The following is a 19,924-nucleotide window of genomic DNA, read 5'->3' on the forward strand; positions in this document are numbered from 1 at the left end:
TATGGCGATCAAACTCACTAAAAACGAACAGAAAGTGCAGAAAGATCACCTGAAACAGTATCAACGTTATCTTCCTACCCTGCAGCTTAAAAAGCAGCAGCTTCAGTCAGTTATCATGCAGATAAAGGCTGAACTTGAAGAAAAGGAAGCCGAACGCGAAGGCATGATAGGCAATTTGGATGACTGGGTAGCTGTTTTCGCCGAGAATGAACAGTTCGTCGAGGAATTACAGCTTAACAATCTGGTACAACCGGACAAAGTTCTGGTAACAACAGAAAATGTTGCGGGTGTAAAGCTTCCGGCCTTTAAAGAGTTGACCTTCAAGGACATTTCCTACAACGTTGATGATTACCCGCTGTGGGTTGATACTGCACTTGTAAAACTGCGTGAGATTGCCCGTCTTGATGCATTGGTTTCAACACTTCGCAAACAGGTAGCACTTTTGGATAAGGAGCTGCGCTCAACCTCCCAGAGAGTAAACCTGTTCGAGAAGGTAAAGATCCCGGAGGCAAAGGAGAATATCCGTGTCATCGGTGTTTATCTCGGAGACCAGCAGACGGCTGCAGTTGTACGTGGTAAGATCTCGAAGAAAAAACTTGTGGGGGCAGAACGATGATAGAAAAAATGAAAATGGTTCACGTCGTTACTACTGTTTCACATAAAGATGAAATGCTGGAGGGCTTACGTGATGTGGGTCTTCTGCATCTGGCGGAGAGAAAGAGTGCCAATCATGCTGCTATAGAAAAGTTCACAGAGCTTTCCAAGACAGTATCACGGCTTCAGGATTACGCGCCGGATAAATCAAAGGAAACCACAACTCCTCCGGTTCTTTCTGACGACGAGTTTAACAAGATTTATAGAAGAGCCAAAGAGGCTCTTAACAAAAAGGACAGTCTTAACCAGGAAATCTCCTCAACAAAGGCTGAGATTGAAAGAATCGAAGCATGGGGTGATTTTTCACCGGCTGATGTCAAAGAGCTGCAGAAGCGAGGATACGACCTTCACTTTTATCGTGTAGGTACTGCCGAGTGCGAGCAGATCATGCAGGATGAGAACATTAAAGCCATCAAGCTTGCATCAGTTGAAAAGACCGACACCTTAGCTGTTTTAGGCACACTCCCTCCGGATATCCAGGCAACAGAGTTTTCACTCCCTGCCAGGGGTCTCCGTGATCTGAAAAGTGACATCGAGAGATTCACGAAAGAGAGTGACGAGTGTGTTGAATTCCTTAAAAAGGCAGCAACTTACGAAAACAGTTTCCATGATCAGCTCATAAAGGCACAAAACGAAGAAAACTATTCTTCAGCCAGTGAGACGGCAACCACCGAGGATCGGCTGGTATGGATTTCAGGATATGTACCTGAGGCAGATCTGGGAACCTTTAAATCAGCAGCAACCAGAAATAACTGGGCATATGCAATAGGCGATGTTTCACCTGAAGATGAGACCATACCTACCAAGCTCCGCTATAATAAGGTTACAAAACTGATTGAACCGCTCTACGATATGCTTGGAATACTTCCGGGCTACAGAGAAGCAGATATCTCACTTTGGTTCCTGCTTTTCTTCGCATTATTCTTTGCGATGATCATCGGAGACGGCGGATACGGACTTATATTCCTTATAGCTGCGATCGTCATTATCTATAAGACAAAGAAGATAACAACACCTGTTTTCCTTCTTTTGGTTCTGTCGATCTCTACCGTTATCTGGGGTGCCGTAACAGGAACCTGGTTCGGTATGGAGTCCGCTATGAATGTTCCGTTCCTGAGAGCTTTAGTCATTCCTTCCTTTGCAAACTACGCAGAGAAATTTGGAGTGGCTTCGGCAACGCAGCAAAACAACATTATGAAGTTCTCATTCACCATAGGTGCTATGCAGATGGAACTTGGTAGTTTACTTGCTGCAAAAAAGAAGATGGATAACAAAGATTTGAGCTTTGTTGCAGATTTAGGATGGATGGTAACGATAGTCGCAATGTATCTCCTGTCACTGGTTCTGGTACTTGGAGAATCAATGTCTATGACACCTATCTTTATTGCAATCGCGATCGGCTTCCTGCTGGTAGTACTGTTCAGCGGCATGGCTCCCGGAGTCAGCTTCTCTGACGGTGTAAAAGCAGGACTGGGCGGAGCCTTCACAAGCTTCCTCAACACCATAAGCTGTTTCGGTAACATAATGAGTTACATCAGACTCTTTGCTGTAGGAATGGCAGGTCTCGCGATAGCACAGAGCTTCAATAACATGGCGGCAGGTCTTGCAAACGGACCTCTCGTGATAGTGGCAGCTATCATCGTAATAATCGGACACGTAATCAATATAGTTATGTGTATCCTTTCAGTAGTAGTACATGGTGTACGTCTTAACGTGCTTGAGTTCTCCGGACAGGTAGGTCTCGAGTGGACGGGTATAGCGTACGATCCATTTAAAATGAACGACAAAATAAAAGAATAAGTTTATAATTTTAAATTAAAGGAGAAATACTATGAATATCGCTTATATTGGTATGGCAGCAGCACTTGGTTTGTCTGCATTGGGTTCAGCATTTGGTGCCGGTATGGCAGGTCAGGCAGCTGTAGGAGCATGGAAGAAGTGCTACGCAGCCGGCAAGCAGGCACCGTTCATCATGACTGCATTTGCAGGTGCTCCTCTTACACAGACTATCTACGGATTCCTTCTTATGACTTTCATTGCAAATGCATGGAATGATGGCAAGATCGATCCGGCACTTTCACTCGGTATCGGTATCTTCGGCGGAATCGCTATCGGATTCTCAGCATTCTTCCAGGGCAAGGCTGCAGCAGCATCTGCTGACGCTCTTGGCGCTACCGGAAAGGGTACCGCAAACTACTTCGTTGTAATCGGTGTCATCGAGACAGTTGCTCTTTTCGCACTGGTATTCTGCTTGCTGCTTCTTAACACAGCTACAATTGCATAAGAATCTACCTGCTTTCGGAGGGTATCCCTTTAAAACGGGATACCCTCCGTTTTTGGACAATACTTAGCCGGTGGACCTGGGGGACGGGGTTAGTGGTTCATTTTGTCGTAAAATGAACCACTAACCCCGTCCCCTTGGTCCAACGGCTGAGTTGACACCATCAATTTCCCCATTGACACAAGCCATATTATTTTGTATTATAATTTGGTGCTGCCGGTATGGCGGAATAGGCAGACGCTCGGGACTTAAAATCCCGTGCCCAGTGATGGGCGTGCCGGTTCGACCCCGGCTACCGGCATAGAAACCAGTATTCAGGTTTTCCTGGATACTGGTTTTTTTATTGCTTTCAAAAATCCACCTCATAAATCCCTTCAAATATCTTTCAAAAAAAGCCGGTCCTCCCGGAAACTCAGAAAAAAACAGATTTCATTAATGTTATCGGGGTTTTTGCCGACATTCCTTATATACTTTTAATATTCTTTTTACAAAATGGTATTAAAAAACCGTGTATAATTGTGACACTACTGTGATTTATGTAATTGTATAGTACTAAAGCATGGGATATTCTGCTTATATCCAAAGGCGAGATATTATCTCAAGCAGGAAGCATGTAAGGGAGTTTTATATAATGGATGCTTTTAATTCTAATGAAGTGAATCCAAAATGTCCTGAAAACACCACTGAAGAAATCAGGGCTACATCTGTGACAGATGAAAAAAATAAAGAAGATTGCCCTATACCGAAAGATCGAAAGAGGCTGCTGGATCAGCTGTTCGAGTCCTATTCCATAGTTTCAGAGGGGGCAGATGTGTTCCTCTGTGACATGAGATATGATTATTCAAGATGGTCAAAAGCTACTGTAGATTTCTTTAACCTCGATTCCGAGTATATGTTTAATGCCGGACAGACTTGGGAAGAACATGTGCATCCGGAGGATAGAGATGTATATCGAAAGAGTATAGCAGATATATTTTCAGGTGCGATAAACGGACATGATATGCAGTATCGTGCCTGTGACGGTCAGGGAAGATATTACATGTGTACCTGCCGCGGTATCATATTAAGAGATGCCGAAGGCAAACCCGAATATTTCGGAGGTGCCATCAGAAACCAGACTATCGGCGGCGGCATAGATGCTCTTACCGGTCTCGGAAATCAGATGAGTTTCTTTAAAGAGATCAGCTTATGCCTTGAAAAGCATGTTCCGATCAACATCGTCATGTATGGTCCGACTCATTTTTCCAGAGTCAACGATCTCTATGGCTATGATTTTGGAAATATGCTCCTTCAGCATGTGGCAAGATACCTCTTTGAAGCTTACAGAAACGTCGGTAATGTTTACAGGCTTGACGGTATCCGCCTTGCCCTCGTGACCAAGTCCCTTACCATGGAGCAGCTTTCAGAGCAATATGAAGTATTTCGTACACGGCTTAAAGAAGGCTTCCCTTTCGACGGCGAACATATCGATATGCCGATAAATGCCGGAGCATTGGCTCTTAACCGTTTTGACATTGACAAGGATACTTTGTATTCCTGTCTCACTCAGGCTTACTATCAGTCTAAAAATGATTATCAGGGCGCTTTTCGTGAGTTCAATAATGATCCCAGAAGCCAAAAGCGCTATCAGATAGACCTTATAAACAAAATCCGTAAAGATGTACATGAAGGCTGTAAAAATTTCCATTTATATTATCAGCCGGTGGTTGATTCCGAAACAGGACAGCTAAAAGGTGCAGAATCCCTAATCCGCTGGATAGATGATGATGGAACCGTAGTTCCCCCCAATGATTTTATTCCGGTACTTGAGAATGATGCCTTGTTCCCGGCTCTTGGAGAATGGATAATGTTTACCGCCATGAAGGAAGGAAAGAAATTCCTTGAAAAATATCCGGATTTTGTCTTAAATGTAAACCTTTCCTATGCACAGCTTCAGGATGAAAGTTTTACATTCAGAGTAAACAAATGCCTTAAAACCACGGGATATCCTGCACGTAATCTGTGTCTGGAAATAACAGAAAGATGCCGTCTTATAGATATCAGCAGGCTTCAAAGCCTTAATGACGAGCTTCAGCTGGAGGGTATCAAGTTTGCAATAGACGACTTCGGAACAGGTTTTTCATCCCTGGGACTTCTCAAGGATCTCAGCATTAACATCCTCAAGGTGGACCGCCAGTTCATACTCAATGTGGAAAGTGATAAAAAGCAGCTTGACCTGGTTTCAGTCATTTCAAAGCTTGCCAAGGTTTACGGATGCACCACCTGTATTGAAGGTGTGGAAACAGCGGCTATGGAAAGTGCATTGCGAACCTGTAATGTTGATTCCTTCCAGGGTTACTACTATTCGAAGCCATTACCATATCAGGACTTTTTAAATAAATACGAATGTTGATTACTTAAATCGAGTGGGGAGAAAAACTCCCTGCTCGATTTTGCTTTGGATGTCGCAAAATGATGCGAAGATCCTATAACAAAGAAAATAGGAGGTGGAGTCATACTGAGGCTCCACCTCCTTAGCTTTTATATTAATAATCTGAAAAGTGTTTCTAAAAGTTACAAAAAACGGCCGACTGTGGAATGTGATATATAAATAGTTTCATAATGAAACAAAATGATTTTCTGGATCATTGCTTTTAAAGTTCTGATAAAAGATAATTATTATGCAAAATGAAATTAACGTTTATGGAGGAAACACTTTGGAACTTAAATCAATTGCGTTGATTCTTTTTGTTCTTATGTATATTGTTATGATTCTTAAATCGGATTGGAAACTTTATGCGATTTGGATCGTGGCGATTGCATTTGTAGCATTGGGAATCATCAAAAGAAATCCTTTTTATATTTTATCCGTAGTTAACTGGAACGTGCTTATGATGATAGGCGGTACAATGCTTGTTGTCTACTTTTTTATAGAATCCAAAATGCCTAATCTGCTTGCAGATATAATTTTGGATAAATGTAAAAATGTCATGTGGGTTATCATTCTGATGTCCCTCTTTTCAGGAGCTGTATCTGCTTTTATTGACAATGTAGCAACGGTTCTTATGATAGCACCTGTTGGACTGGCTATATGTAAGAAACTGGATATTTCTCCTGTATCGATGCTTCTGTCCATAGCTGTATCATCTAATCTGCAGGGAGCGGCAACGCTCGTCGGAGATACGACTTCTATTATGCTTGGCGATTATGCTGACATGAATTTTATGGAGTTTTTCTGGATGAACGGACGTCCCGGTATATTTTGGGCTGTAGAACTGGGAGCACTTATGACAGTTCCTGTAATGATGATTCTTTTTCATAAATATACCCAACCTGTAGAGGCAGGTAAAAAAACAGAAGTTAAGGAAATGTTTCCGACAATAGCACTATGCGGAATAGTAGTTTGTCTTATCATAGCCTCTTTTATACCTAACACACCATCAGTGATTAATGGTGCAATATGTATGACAATTGCAGTTATCTGCGTTTTATATGATTATGTCAAAAAAAGAGAAAAGCTTAATATCATTCATGCATTTGCATCAGTAGATATCGAGACATTGCTGGTACTATGTGGTCTGTTTGTGGTAATCAGAGGTATCACAGATGTGGGGCTTATTGATGATGCAGCAAGTCTTATCGTAAATGCAGGCGGTAATAATCTCTTTGTTCTCTATACCATCATTGTGTGGGGATCGGTTCTTTTTTCTGCCTTTATCGATAATATCCCTTATGTTGCGACGATGCTTCCGATACTTACCAGTATTACAGCATTGCTTGGCATCGAGCCATATGTTCTGTATTTTGGATTACTTACAGGTGCAACTCTCGGTGGAAATATAACTCCAATAGGGGCAAGTGCCAATATCACTGCAGTAGGAATGCTGAAAAAGGGCGGACATGATGTATCATTTGGTGACTTTATGAAGATTGGCCTTCCATTTACTTTGGTGGCAGCAACAACAGGTTACCTGTTTATATGGATATTCTGGCATTAAAGAAAAATATAGGCTTTTAGAAAGTTTAAAAAGAAAGAAGGGAAGTCGCAATGGAACAGGCAGTAAATCGTTTATTGATCCTTGCGGACGACTTAACCGGGGCCTTGGATTCCGGAGTACAACTTACATTAAAGGGGGAACATGTTGTTATCCTTACGGATAGAGATGTGGAGTTTCCGGAAGATGATTCGGTGGATGTAATTGTTGTAGATACAGAAACGAGGCATGTAACCGGTGAAGTGGCTGCGAATATCATAAAGGCTTTGATTCATAAGGCTCAAGATAGAGGCATTAAACGAATATATAAAAAAACCGACTCAGGATTAAGAGGAAATGTCGGTGCTGAACTTGCTGCAGTATTGGAAGCGAGCGGTGCAAAGCATCTTAATTTCATACCGGCTTATCCTGCTACCGGAAGAAAGACTGTAAATGGAGTACAGTATGTAAATGGAAAGCCACTTGCAGAGAGTATTTTCGCAAAGGATCCTATCAATCCTATTACTGTCAGTCGTATAGATGAACTCATTCATTTTGGAAGTGATGTTCATGTTGTATCGGGGAACAGTTCTGAAAAAAGAGGCATTGTTGTATATGATGCTGAGACTAATGATGATATGAGACGAATTGCTCAAAAGCTTGAAGCAGAAGGTGATCTTGATATAACAGCGGGATGTGCAGGATTTTTAGAAGTATTTCCGGTCAGAAAGCGTATTACAGAAAAAGTTAAATTTCAAAGCTTCGATCATAAGCTATTGATTTTATCCGGATCAGTAAATGATATTACCAGATCGCAGCTTGATTACGCTGAAAAACATGGAGCCTACAGAGTACATGTACCTATGAACAGGATACTGAAGAATCTGTGGAGCAATCATGAAAAAGAGCACTTTATTGATATGGTTGAGGAGAATGCTGGAGACAGCAACATCATAATCGTAGATACTTTGGGTATATATGATCCTGAGTATTTGGTTGATCCGGAAGAAGCAGCTCACACTATCGCTGTTAATATGGGTCATCTTGCAAGCTGCCTGTTGCGCAAATATCCGGATCGGACAGTTATGATCATAGGTGGAGATACCTTACAAGGATTCATAAGAAATAAGGGTATAAGTATTTTGAGGCCAATTAAAGAAATAGATCCGGGTATCGTTATTGCATCATACAGATATGGTGATTATGAAAACTATCTCATAACCAAATCCGGTGCATTCGGATCAGATGATCAATTGCAGAGAGTACTTAAGTGGATTGAGAGCAGCAGTTCTGAATAAATGTATTTTCAGGCATAGGGTTTTGTATTGATTTTGTAAATGTTATTAGTTGCCATGAGTGTGGCAGCATCAAGTATAAGGAGGATAATTATGTCACTTGATAAGTATAGTCTTAAATTACCAAAGGCAGTTTATTCAGGAAAAGAAGCAATGGATAATATACCTGAGATACTTAAGTCTGCAGGTTCTAAAAAGGTTGCCGCATTTACAGATAAGGGCATCCGTAAGCTGGGACTGTTTGATCTTGTAGAAGATCAGTTAAAAAAGGCAGATGTGGAGTATGACATATATGATGATTTTCCACCTGAGCCAAGCTATCAGGCTGTTCAGGGTGTTATAGACCGTTTCAAAGGGCATGGCTATGATTTTATTGTTGCCTGCGGTGGCGGTTCTGTAATGGATACAGCGAAGCTTGCTTCCGTACTGGTAACAGATGAGTATGGAGTAAAGGAACTTTTGGATGATCCTAAGAGAGCAAAGAAATGTCTGGAAACTCTTGCAATACCTACAACAGCCGGCACAGGTGCGGAGTGTACTCCAAACGCTATAGTTGGTGTGCCTGAGAAGGAAGTAAAAATCGGTATTGTAAATGACAACATGATGTCTGACTATGTAATCCTTGATGCAAGACTCATTGAAAACCTGCCTCGCTCAATCGCAGCTTCAACCGGTGTAGATGCAATGTGTCACTGTATTGAATGTTATACCTCGAATAAGGCTAATGCATTCTCTGATACATTTGCGCTTCGCGGATTTGAAATAATCATGAACAATATTGTAAAAGCTTGTGATGATAAGGATGCACTTGCAGAAAAGAATAATATGCAGATTGCAGCTTTTTATGGAGGAGTAGCAATAACTGCATCAGGTACAACGGCAGTCCATGCACTGAGCTATCCTTTGGGAGGAAAATACCATGTTGCTCACGGAACCTCCAATGCCATGCTCCTTATCCCTGTAATGAGATTTAATGCAGGTGATGAAGAGTTCCGTAAAAGAATGGCTGCAGCTTGGGACTTTGCTTATCACGGTGATAAAAAGTTGTCTACAGTTGATGAAAAAGCCAATGCTCTCATTGACTGGATGGATGAGATCGTAAAGCATCTTGATATTCCAACAGATCTTAAAGAGTTTGGTGTTAAAGCTGAAGATCTTGACGGTCTGGTTGCTTCAGGATTACAGCAGCAGAGACTCCTTGTTAACAATATGAGAGAAGTGACTGCTGATGATGCACGGTCAATTTATCTCAATGTAATGAAGTAAAAGGAATATAATTATATGTTAATTAAGAAGGAGTTGTTCTGATGCGTGATAGTATGAATCGCCCGGAAAACTTTTCTCCATATGGAGGAGAGTTGATTTTGGAAACAGTAAAAGGGGCAACCTCCGGAAATCTAAATCCTGAAAATGATGTTGTAACCACATTGGGACAAGATAGAGACATGTACAGCTATATTCCGGCTTCAGGTTGTCCTCATGCAAAACAGACTCAGGTTTTTATGGTGCTTCGTGATAGTGACACCAGGGAATCTGCTGAAGAGGTAATGGAGAGATTAAATCTGAAGCAACTCGCAGAAGAGAGACATTTTATACTGCTGTTTCCGAATCCGTTGAAGGATGGCTGGAACTATAAGGATTTATCCGGCAGAGATGATGATAAATCCTTTTTGGTAAGATGTTTTGCGGCATTGCCTAATTCAAAAGGTGGAGTTGCGGGATTTAACGGAATGATTTTTTATCTTGGTATGTCAAAATCATCTTCAGCTATGATAATGACTTTACTTTGTAAGTCTCCATTGGATACGGCAGCAGTTATGATCGGAGAGTTTCCGGAGGATTACAGTATTCCTGACGGACCAAAATCTCCACAATCGGCATGGGTATATGAAAAGAACCTGGCTGCAGAAAAATACTTTAATGAAGTAAATAAGCCTCTAAGGTCTGTTGATGATTATGCAGAGTATAGTGACTCGGTTGTCTTATGGGCTACAGCATTTGAAAACCAAGATAACAAGGCTATAAAGCTCTTTACATCTGAGGCAGGGCTTAGCGATGCAACTTTGGCAGACGCTTGGGAGAGATTGTTTTCGGAAACCAGAAAATGGCGTAATGATGTATACGGTACTTATCAAAAACGAGTAAATTTTGATGATATGGGTTTTACCGGTCATGTAAAAACAGACGAATTGCATGTATCCGGAGATGATGAGCTCGGCATAAAAAGAACATGGTATGAATATGTTCCGGTAAGATACAGAGGAAAACGCAAAAAGCTTCCGCTGGTGTTCTATTTTCACGGCATAAACTGCACACCACTTTATGGTGCAGAACAAAGTGAATGGGCATCCATTGCAGAGCGGGAAGGCTTTATGGCAGTATTTCCGGCACCGGGGGAGGAAGAAAGATGGAACGGTCAAAATGACTCCAGACTTGCTGCTGATGCTGAATTTGTCATGAAGCTCATAGAGTATGAAGATAAAAATGTACATCCTATAGATAAAAGCCGTATATATATTTCCGGATTTTCAATGGGATCAATGTTTACCAATGCACTTGCCGCAGCGTGGCCTGATGTTTTTGCGGGAGCAGTTGCGATAAATGGGCCTCATATAGGTTACTTACAGACATTTGATGAAACCCTCCCCGGAATAGTTAAATTCAGACCTGACTCAAGAGTTAAGGGACTGGCACCAAATGGAGAAAAAGAATCTCCGGTACATGTTTTGTCAGATGAAAAGAAGAGTAAGTATGATTATAAGATGCCCTTTGTACAATTCGCAGGTTATCTTGATATATTAGGATTTAATCCCGGACGTAAGTTCCCTATGAGCAGCAAAGAGGATGGTATGTGGATAGATACTATTAACTTTTGGAGAAAATTTAATGGTATATGTGATACAGAGCTTATGTTCAGTAAGGAAACATTATCCGGACTGGCGGCGGATATTAATAAAGATGAAGATAGATTTTTCTATCAGAGCTGGAAAGATGAAAAGGGTGATGAACTATATCATTTTGTGACAGTAAGGAGAATGCCTCATGCTGTTGATACTCGTGAACCTGAGATTGGATGGAACATAATTAAGCATTATCGAAGAAATAAGGATGGATCTTTGGAATACAAAGCATAGAGGATTAGAGGAGGTAATTTATGAGTATAAAAACACTGGATGTTTTAACACCGGACGGACAATTGTATTATGATTCTGAAATGAAATTAACAGAGGCAATGCTTCCTACAGGACCATGGCCAACGGCGCATGCTCCGTCTCTGCTTGAAACTAAAGAGGGTACTTTATTGTGCTGCTGGTTTGCAGGTACATATGAGGGTGGAGCAGACATTAATGTGGTGGTTTCACGACTTCCAAAGGGAGCAGATAAGTGGGAAGAGCCGGTAAATGTTTCCAATGAGAATGATTTCTCTGACCAGAATCCATCTCTTTGGCTGAATCCAAATGGAGAAATCTGGTGCCTTTATACATCACAGTTGGGGCGTCAGCCGGGAAAAGACAATATGCAGTTTACGGCTGTTGTAAAAAAGCAGGTATCAACGGATGATGGCCGTACCTGGGGAGAGCCGGAAGTTTTATTTGATGAACCGGGTACTTTTTCAAGACAACCTATACAGATATTATCAAACGGCAGATGGATATATGGTAACTGGATATGCACAGACTCAAAAGATGGTCTTGCAGGAGATCCGAGTGCCTTCAGGATTTCAGATGATGAAGGGATAACCTGGAGAAGAGTTGATATGCCAAAATCAAATGGACGTGTACATCCTAATATCGTAGAGCTTTCAGATAAGCCGGGGCATTTAATTGCATTTATGAGATCGAGAGAAGCTGATTTTATATATAAGAGTGATTCTTTTGACTATGGTGATACATGGTCAGAGCCGGTGGCTACGGTTCTTCCTAATAACAATTCATCCATTTCTGCGATTAAACTGAAAAGTGGAAGATTATGTATTTGCTACAATCATTCAAGTGCACCGAAATCGTATACCAACATGGGCGCATGGCCGGGACTCAGATGTCCTATAACCATCGCACTGTCTGAGGATAATGGTGAAACATGGCCACTTATCCGAAATGTTGAGAGAGGAGAAGGCTATGTTGGTGAGGAGAATCGTGGAGGAAATATGCAGTATGAATATCCGTATATAATGCAGGCTCAGGATGGTATGCTTCATGTTGCATATGCCTATCAGACTCGTCGCGGAGTTAAGTGGCTTACACTTAGTGAAGCCGATGTTATAGGTAAGCGGGGAGCCAGCATATATAATCCGACATCAGGGGCTGTAGGCGCTCATTGATGAGATTGTGATCCTTATCCATTATATTTTATCCTTATGAATATCCCGGAGGTTGTTGTGCCTTTGGGATATTTTATTTTATCTAAAACACATAAAATCCCGGAAAAGAATAAAGTGTTTCAAATTTGCACTAAAAATGATACACTTTTTTAGTGTTACAAAATGCACATATTCTGATGGATAATACCTTTATGGAGGTAAGTATATATGAAGTATAGGATTCTTGGAGTTGCACCATATGAGGCTATGAGAAAATCTATGGAAACTCTGGCAGATACTATTGATAATATTCAATTGGATGCTTATACCGGAAATCTTGAGGATGGTGTCAATGTGGTAAAGGAGCATTCGCATGATCAGTATGATGTCATAATATCACGAGGAGGAACCTCAAGACTTATATCAGAGATAACAAATACTCCGGTAGTTGAAATTTCACTGTCTGTGTATGATGTTCTGAGAGCCATGAGGCTTGCTGACAACTATGAAGCAGAATATGCAATTGTAGGGTTTAAAAATATAACAGAGACAGCTCATACTTTATGTGATCTAATGAAAAATCGTACTAAGATTGTAACTATACATGATGAGGAGGAAGTTGTTTCCACCTTGGAACAGTTAAAGCAGCAAGGTATAAGTATGGTCATTTGTGATATGGTCACACAGAATATTGCAAGACGCATGGATATGAACTCTATACTCATAACATCAGGAAACGAAAGTATCTTGTCAGCTATAAGTCAGGCTATCAATATCTGCAGAAGTTATGCGGCGATAAGGGAAGAAAATCATTTCTTAAGAGGAATAATGAGTCATAATGGTTCCTCTACGATAGTAATGGCCGAGGATGGAACAGTTTTTTTGTCAACATGGACCGATGAAGAAGAAAAAAATGCTGAAGTAATAGAGATGCTTCGTAAGGAGATAAAAACGGTTATAGAGTCAGGAGACCGTAAGTTCTTTAGAAGTATGGATAAGTTGCTTTATTCAGTGACTACCCAAACGGCTGTATATAATGAAAAAAAATATATCACATTTTATTTCACCGCCTCCAAGATACCTCTTACCACAGGTAAATATGGTATTAGGTTCATGAACAGAGAAGAGGCTGAAGAGAAGTATTATAACAGCTTTTACAGTATAGCCGGAGCTATGGGGCTTCTTGGAAACAGGATAGATGAAATCAGTTCTGCAAGGTACTCGGTTATGATACAGGCAGAGACAGGAACCGGTAAAGATCTTATAGCATATTACATATATATGAAGAGCACGATGTCAGATCATCCGCTCATCACAATTGATTGCAGTATCATGGATGACAGAGGCTGGGAGTATCTGCTCAATCACTATAACTCTCCGTTTAATGACAATGAAAATACGATTTACTTTATGAATATAGGAAGGATACCGGAGGATAAGCACAGGAGGCTCTTGTCTTCCATCCTTGATACGAACCTCCAAAGGAGAAACAGACTCATTTTTTCTGCCTCCGATAATATAGAAAATGAAGCAAAGGAGAGGGTAAGTGACTATAGCCGTAAACTGTATTGTGTTCGGATAGGTTTGCCTCCTCTCAGACAACGTAGAGAAGAACTTCCGCTTCTTGCAAGCTTATATCTCAGTAGGCTTAATGCAGACATGGGAAAGCAGATTGTCGGGCTTGAGCCCGGAGCAACTGAAATAATAGAAAATTATCAGTGGCCTCAGAATTATAAGCAGTTTCAACATGTACTTATGGAAGCTGCAGCCCAAACAGATACTCCGTATATCAGAGCAGAAACAATAATGGATCTTTTGGAAGAAGAACAGGCATCAAACGTATATGCATCCGTGTTTAATAATGGTACAAATCAGCCTTTGCCCAATATGACACTTGAGCAGATTAATAAAAGTATCATAAAACATGTTCTGGAGGATAATAAAGGAAATCAGAGTAAAACAGCAAGGCAGCTTGGTATAAGCAGAACTACATTATGGAGATATATAGGCAGAGAAAAGTAAATTAATTTTTGAATCATTGAATATTATAAACTATAACAGTCAAAAGCTCCTTTTGGGAAAAGTTCTCATATAGGGAGCTTTTTTGTATATAAAACTATTGAAAATGTGGTGCATAATATGCGAATTTGATAATTGTTGCCCCGAAAAAGCGAGCAATGTTTCATATTGTTACGATTATGAGGCATGATTTTGTATACATTAACTACTGTTTCAAATAGAAACCAGAATGGATTTTTTTTGTAATGTAGTTACATGTTCATGAGTAGATAATAACACCATAAAGTTTTGTGGCGCTGGCAAAAAATAAATATATGCGTGTTTGAAAGGGGATTTAATTATGACAACACAAATGATTTTGGCACTGGCTGTGCTGGTATTGATGATTGTATTGATAATGTTTGATGTACTACCGTTCGGTGCACCTCCACTTCTTGCGGATTTTCTGCTGGTAGTTCTCGGACTTGCTGATATTAAAACAGCATTTGGCGGTTTTACTAACAACTCTGTAGTTATGATAGCAGGATTTATGGCAGTCATGGCAGCCCTGCAGAAAACAAGGTTTATGGGTAAACTCAAGGAAACCATGATAAGTCTGGTAACTAAAGGCGGTTATAAAAGTTATGCACTTTTGATAATCATTGTCATGGCAGGTGCAGCACTTGCAGGTGGCGGATCCACAGGTTATTACGTACTGATATTATCACTTATTACAGCTATTCCATATCAGAAGCAGTTGCCTACATCCAAGCTTATGATGCCACTTGGATTTGCAACCAATCATCCACTTATTCCTTTTAATGTAGCACTTTACTTTGGTGTTGCAACAACAGTTCTTGAGTCTGCCGGCTGGACAGCAGGTATGTCTATGGCAAAATTCTCTCTTGTGAATTTTTGTCTTTCACTTGGATTCCTGGTATGGGCTCTCATGGCGTATAAGCTGCTTCCTGATCATCCTATCCAGGAGCCGACAGTAGATCAAAAGAAAAATGCAGACGGACTTGATAGTGAGAATGCACTTACACCATGGCAGGAAAATGTAACAATATTTGCATTTGGCGCATCTGTAGTTTGTATGATGCTGATGAATCAGCTCGGAAATATAGCACTTGCTATTCCAGGATTATTCGGATTTATTCTTATCCTCACCAAGGTAATATCATTTAAGGAGTTCCGCGAGAATTATTTTGCACCGGTAATGATAATGATGGCCGGAGTAGTCGGTGTAGCAGATGCTCTTGCCAATACAGGATTTACAGCAATGGTTGGTGATGCTGTGGCAGCAGCATTGGGAACAAACGCAAATCCGTTTATCGTTATTTTCCTGTTTGCAGCTCTTACATCTACAGCAGCTTGTGTTACCGGTTCAAATATGGGTTCTGTATATATCTTTGCTCCTATTGCTGTTGCAACATGTATGGCTTTGAATCTCAACCCTATTGCAGCCGCTGCAGCAGTAACATGTGCAGGATGGCAGGGACACTATATGCCTATCGATGGACTTCCTGCTCTGATCTTTGGTATGGGTAAATACTCTATGAAAGAATTCTGGAAGTTTACGGTTCCTATGTATATCATAAGACTTATATTCTTGTGTGCGGGAGCAGTGATCATCTTCCCGATGAAGTAATATAGTTAAACAATATATGTGCTCCGGTGAGAATAAATATCTTACCGGAGTTTTTTTGCGGAGAAAATACATGGCAGTATATGCTGCGGAATGTGTTTCAAAATGCTTCATGAAATCAAAGGCACAAAGTAAAATGTTCCATATATGGACACTTTGCAACGTTTAAAATATTTAATTGCCAAAACTACTTTGTTATTATAACAACAGTGAAATTATTAATTGTTAGCACGTATGATCAGAATTTAAAGATATGTGTATGACAGAGTTGAAGATTTAGGAGGATGCTATGGCAGACATTAGACCGATAGTTGGTATTTCTATGGGAGATCCATTTGGAAATGGTCCTGAAATTTCCGTAAAGGCTTTGAATGATAAAACTCTTTATGATCGTTGTAAACCTCTCATCGTTGGTGATAAGACATCTATGGAGTATGCACTAAAGGTTGCCAAAAAAGTTGATGGTATTGATCTTAAGTTAAATATAGTTAAAGAACCAGAAGAAGGTAAATACGAATATGGAACTATTGACCTTATTGATCTTAACCTGGTTCCTGATGACAAGATTCCGGATACACTTGATGATCCTGACGGTCCTCAGCCATTCCATGTCGGAGCCTGTGAACTGGGTGGAGAGGCAGCATTCCAGTACGTTGTATATGTTATCAAACTTGCTATGGCAGATAAGGTTGATGCAACAGTGACCAACGCACTGTCTAAGGAAGCCATCAATATGGCCGGACATCATTATTCAGGTCATACAGAGATTTACGCTGATTATACAAATACAAAGAAGTACGCAATGATGCTTGGGCATGAGGATCTCAGAGTAGTTCATGTTTCAACTCATGTATCTTTACGTGAGGCATGTGATCGTGTCAAGAAGGATAGAGTTCTTGACTGCATTCACATGGCTAACGAAGCCTGCAAGGCGCTCGGTATTGCTGAGCCTAAAATCGGTGTTGCAGGTCTCAATCCGCATTGTGGTGAGGACGGTATGTTCGGAAGAGAAGAGATTGAGGAGATTCAGCCGGCTATCGATGAGGCACTGAAAGAGGGGATAAACATCCCTGAAAAGAAGCCTACACCACCTGATACTGTATTCTCCAAGGCACTTGGAGGATGGTACGATATCGTAGTTGTTATGTACCATGATCAGGGACATATTCCACTTAAGGTTAAGGGATTTGTTTATAACAAGGATGAGCATCATTGGGAGGCTGTTGCCGGAATCAATATGACTCTCGGCCTTCCTATAGTTCGTGTATCAGTTGATCATGGCACAGGCTTCGGACATGCAGGTAATGGCGGAGCCAATGAACTTTCACTTGTAAATGCTGTAGATGCAGCATTACAGATGGCTTCCTACAGAAAGGCAAATAAGGCATAATAACATGATTGTCGATAGTTTTGAACACATAGGCTTTTATGAGGCAATGCTTCCAAATTTGAAATGTGGTCTTGATGCAATCAAGGTTTTGCAGTCAAAAGGCGAACTTGAAGAAGGAACCTATAATTTTGAGGGTGGATTCTTTAAGGTACAAAAGGGAGTAACCAAAGCATTTACAGAGGGAACCTTTGAGGCACATAAAAAATATATAGACGTACAGATTCTCATAGATGGTTCCGAGGAAATAGCCTGGAAAGAAATTAAAGATCTGACAGAAGTCATACCTTATGACGATGAAAAAGATGCAGCAAGATATAGTGGAACCTTCGAGAATAAGATATTGATAAACAAGGGGATGTTTTGGGCAGCATTCCCTCACGATGGACATAAAGCCATATCACACACAACGAAGCAGCAAAGCTTTACAAAGATAATACTTAAGCTTCCGGTCGATTGTAATAAGGTATGATAGTTTATTCTAAGGGCATGTTTTAGGATCAGGACTTAAGTATAGAACAGATTAAAACCTCTCAAAGCATCATTAACCTGATGACTTGAGAGGTTTTATAGTTATTATATTTTAGCATATCTCCATACTGTGGTGCGTGATACGCCCAAACGTTTTGCAGCAAGAGTCTGGTTGCCGTCACATTGTTTAAGAACTCTGCGTACGATTTCCGCATTCATTTCATCCAGGGTCCTGTTCATATCAAATACCTCTGAGCCATTTATGCCGGAGCTGGTAACAGGTGTAAGTTTTTCTCTTTCCAGAACTTTTGATACGTCCTCGGTTCTTATAAGTGACTGATCGGTGATACTAACAAGTTCTTCCATGATACGACGGAATTGAGCGTAATTATGTGGCCAGTTAAAATCCATCATGAGCTTTATACCTTCATCCTCCATTCCCAGGATATCGGTTTCACTGAATTGCATGAACTGACTTAGAAATAAATTGATGAGCTTCGGTAATTGACAGCTTATGGATCGAAGAGATGAGAGGTTAAGTACCGTACAGCCCAACTTGTTGGTAAAGGTTTCTGCAAATTTAGGAATTGATGAACCATTTGTAGGAAAAGACAATATCACATGATTTCTAAGACAAACCTCCATATCCATAATTACAGATAAAAGCTGCAGCGGATTATGATTCATGCTGCTTATCCCGGAAATATATATAGTATTGTCAGAATCCGCAAAAGGTGAATGCTGATTACTCTGTAAAAATTCCATGGATTTATCGTTAAGTAACTCGCAATTGATAACAATAAAAGGTTTATTCCCATTTGAACTTTTATTGTAAATCATGTTTGCTGCCGATTCTTTTCCTGTACCATCCTCACCAAAAAGCATTACCGGACGTTTAAATCTTGCCGCCCTTGCAAAATCCTCATCATTACCAAGGATATCACTGATGCTGACAAAGAAGCTGTTGTAAAAGGCCTCATGTGCTTCAGCCTGCGTAAAATATTTTATGCCCGAACGTCCACTCAAAAACGGTGCACGACTTCGCTCTACATAAAATACTGTGTAGGTACCGGTATCTGAATTAAGCTTTAAGGCTTTGATATGATATAGGTTTTTGTTGTGATGTTTTATTATACGGCAGGACTTATTTGAAGGTACGGATGATATCTCTTTTTTTAATAGATTCTGTAGTTCATCCCTTTTTTCGAATTTCATGTTTGAAAATATAATATTTTCCTTATTGTCGAAGATGACCGTATCATTGGCCTGTCTGTCAATCACCTGACGGAGAAAAGCATTTTCGGAGCGTAACTTCTGCATGGATTCTACCAGATGTATAGCGTTGGTATAGGCTTTGCGTATGCCGCTCTGTCCGGAAGTAAGGAGTACACAGTTCAAGCTGTGTCTTTTGGCTATGGTTGCAGACGATGCATCACAAAGAACTATTTTGTAGCCCTGGTCGTGAATGTGTTGCATGGTATTGTCCAATTTATCGGCGCTCTCAATGGTAAAAATCCGCAATTTTTTACTGAGAAGTGTGGAAATGCCCTGTATGGCTTCTGTTATGTTGGGAAATCCAACTACTGCTATGTCTGTAGAGATATTTTCTGCAAGTCTCATTGCCCTAAGTATGTCATAATCTGTGAGGTCTATCTCAACTACCGGAACAGAAACTTGATCACGAATCATCCTTGCGGTTCCGCCACGGGATATGATCACATCAAAATCACCGTGAAAGTTATTTCTTGCTGCAGAAACACCTTCCTGCAAGTCTCCTTCTAAGACAACTAAATCTATTCGGTCTTTATAATCTTCGGCTGCCTTGATCATCTGAGTTTTCATTCCGTTGTATGGAGCTATACCCAAAATCCGGATTTTATCGTTCATAGTGCCTCCTGACATGGGCTTTGAATAATATGGATAAATTGTGCAATAAA

14 protein-coding genes and 1 tRNA gene are annotated in these 19,924 nt (G+C 40.6%); 14 read left to right on the forward strand and 1 reads right to left on the reverse strand.

Going from position 1 to position 19,924, the window contains the following annotated elements; all coding sequences use genetic code 11:
* Position 1: 1 nt before the first annotated feature.
* The 14 genes from T357_RS0113620 (at position 2) to T357_RS0113690 (ending at position 17,988) form a co-directional block, all read left to right on the forward strand.
* Positions 2–616, forward strand: a complete 615-nt coding sequence (locus T357_RS0113620) for a V-type ATP synthase subunit D (RefSeq protein WP_031553721.1) — start codon at positions 2–4, stop codon at positions 614–616.
* A complete protein-coding gene (locus tag T357_RS0113625; RefSeq protein ID WP_031553733.1) occupies positions 613–2,454 on the forward strand; it encodes a V-type ATP synthase subunit I in 1,842 nt (613 codons plus the stop codon). The genes T357_RS0113620 and T357_RS0113625 overlap by 4 nt, the downstream gene beginning before the upstream one ends.
* Before the next feature lie 31 nt (positions 2,455–2,485).
* Positions 2,486–2,938 carry an ATP synthase subunit K gene (locus T357_RS0113630; RefSeq protein ID WP_031553736.1) on the forward strand — a complete coding sequence of 151 codons (453 nt, stop codon included), beginning with the start codon at positions 2,486–2,488 and terminating at the stop codon, positions 2,936–2,938.
* A gap of 212 nt (positions 2,939–3,150) precedes the next feature.
* Positions 3,151–3,236: transfer RNA gene (locus T357_RS0113635), tRNA-Leu, on the forward strand.
* 330 nt (positions 3,237–3,566) lie between these two features.
* The gene (locus tag T357_RS0113640) at positions 3,567–5,327 is read left to right on the forward strand and encodes an EAL domain-containing protein (RefSeq protein ID WP_031553739.1); all 1,761 of its coding nucleotides are present in this window, start codon (positions 3,567–3,569) and stop codon (positions 5,325–5,327) included.
* Between the two features lie 304 nt (positions 5,328–5,631).
* A complete protein-coding gene (locus T357_RS0113645) occupies positions 5,632–6,912 on the forward strand; it encodes an ArsB/NhaD family transporter (RefSeq protein ID WP_031553742.1) in 1,281 nt (426 codons plus the stop codon).
* Positions 6,913–6,962: 50 nt separating this feature from the next.
* Entirely contained in the window at positions 6,963–8,186 is a 1,224-nt protein-coding gene (locus T357_RS0113650; RefSeq protein WP_031553745.1) for a four-carbon acid sugar kinase family protein, read from the forward strand.
* 90 nt (positions 8,187–8,276) lie between these two features.
* Complete coding sequence (locus T357_RS0113655; RefSeq protein WP_031553747.1) at positions 8,277–9,449, forward strand: iron-containing alcohol dehydrogenase; 1,173 nt, start codon at positions 8,277–8,279, stop codon at positions 9,447–9,449.
* A gap of 98 nt (positions 9,450–9,547) precedes the next feature.
* Complete coding sequence (locus T357_RS0113660) at positions 9,548–11,317, forward strand: alpha/beta hydrolase family protein (protein ID WP_197027352.1); 1,770 nt, start codon at positions 9,548–9,550, stop codon at positions 11,315–11,317.
* Between the two features lie 20 nt (positions 11,318–11,337).
* Positions 11,338–12,504, forward strand: coding sequence for a sialidase family protein (locus T357_RS0113665; protein WP_031553752.1), 1,167 nt, complete (start codon positions 11,338–11,340; stop codon positions 12,502–12,504).
* A 207-nt stretch (positions 12,505–12,711) separates the two neighbouring features.
* Complete coding sequence (locus T357_RS0113670; RefSeq protein ID WP_031553754.1) at positions 12,712–14,505, forward strand: sigma-54-dependent transcriptional regulator; 1,794 nt, start codon at positions 12,712–12,714, stop codon at positions 14,503–14,505.
* Between the two features lie 337 nt (positions 14,506–14,842).
* Entirely contained in the window at positions 14,843–16,132 is a 1,290-nt protein-coding gene (locus T357_RS0113675; RefSeq protein WP_031553756.1) for an SLC13 family permease, read from the forward strand.
* A gap of 286 nt (positions 16,133–16,418) precedes the next feature.
* A complete protein-coding gene (locus T357_RS0113685) occupies positions 16,419–17,519 on the forward strand; it encodes a PdxA family dehydrogenase (RefSeq protein WP_031553766.1) in 1,101 nt (366 codons plus the stop codon).
* Between the two features lie 4 nt (positions 17,520–17,523).
* Positions 17,524–17,988 (forward strand): NanQ anomerase/TabA/YiaL family protein, encoded by a 465-nt coding sequence (locus tag T357_RS0113690; RefSeq protein WP_031553768.1) that lies wholly within the window; start codon positions 17,524–17,526, stop codon positions 17,986–17,988.
* Between the two features lie 104 nt (positions 17,989–18,092).
* Here the strand turns inward: T357_RS0113690 and T357_RS0113695 are convergent, their stop codons facing one another.
* Positions 18,093–19,874: a sigma-54-dependent Fis family transcriptional regulator gene (locus tag T357_RS0113695; RefSeq protein ID WP_031553771.1), complete on the reverse strand. Its 1,782-nt coding sequence runs from the start codon at positions 19,872–19,874 to the stop codon at positions 18,093–18,095.
* Positions 19,875–19,924: the final 50 nt, after the last annotated feature.

The sequence above is a fragment of the Oribacterium sp. FC2011 genome, from assembly GCF_000701645.1.
Taxonomy (GTDB): Bacteria; Bacillota; Clostridia; order Lachnospirales; family Lachnospiraceae; genus Oribacterium.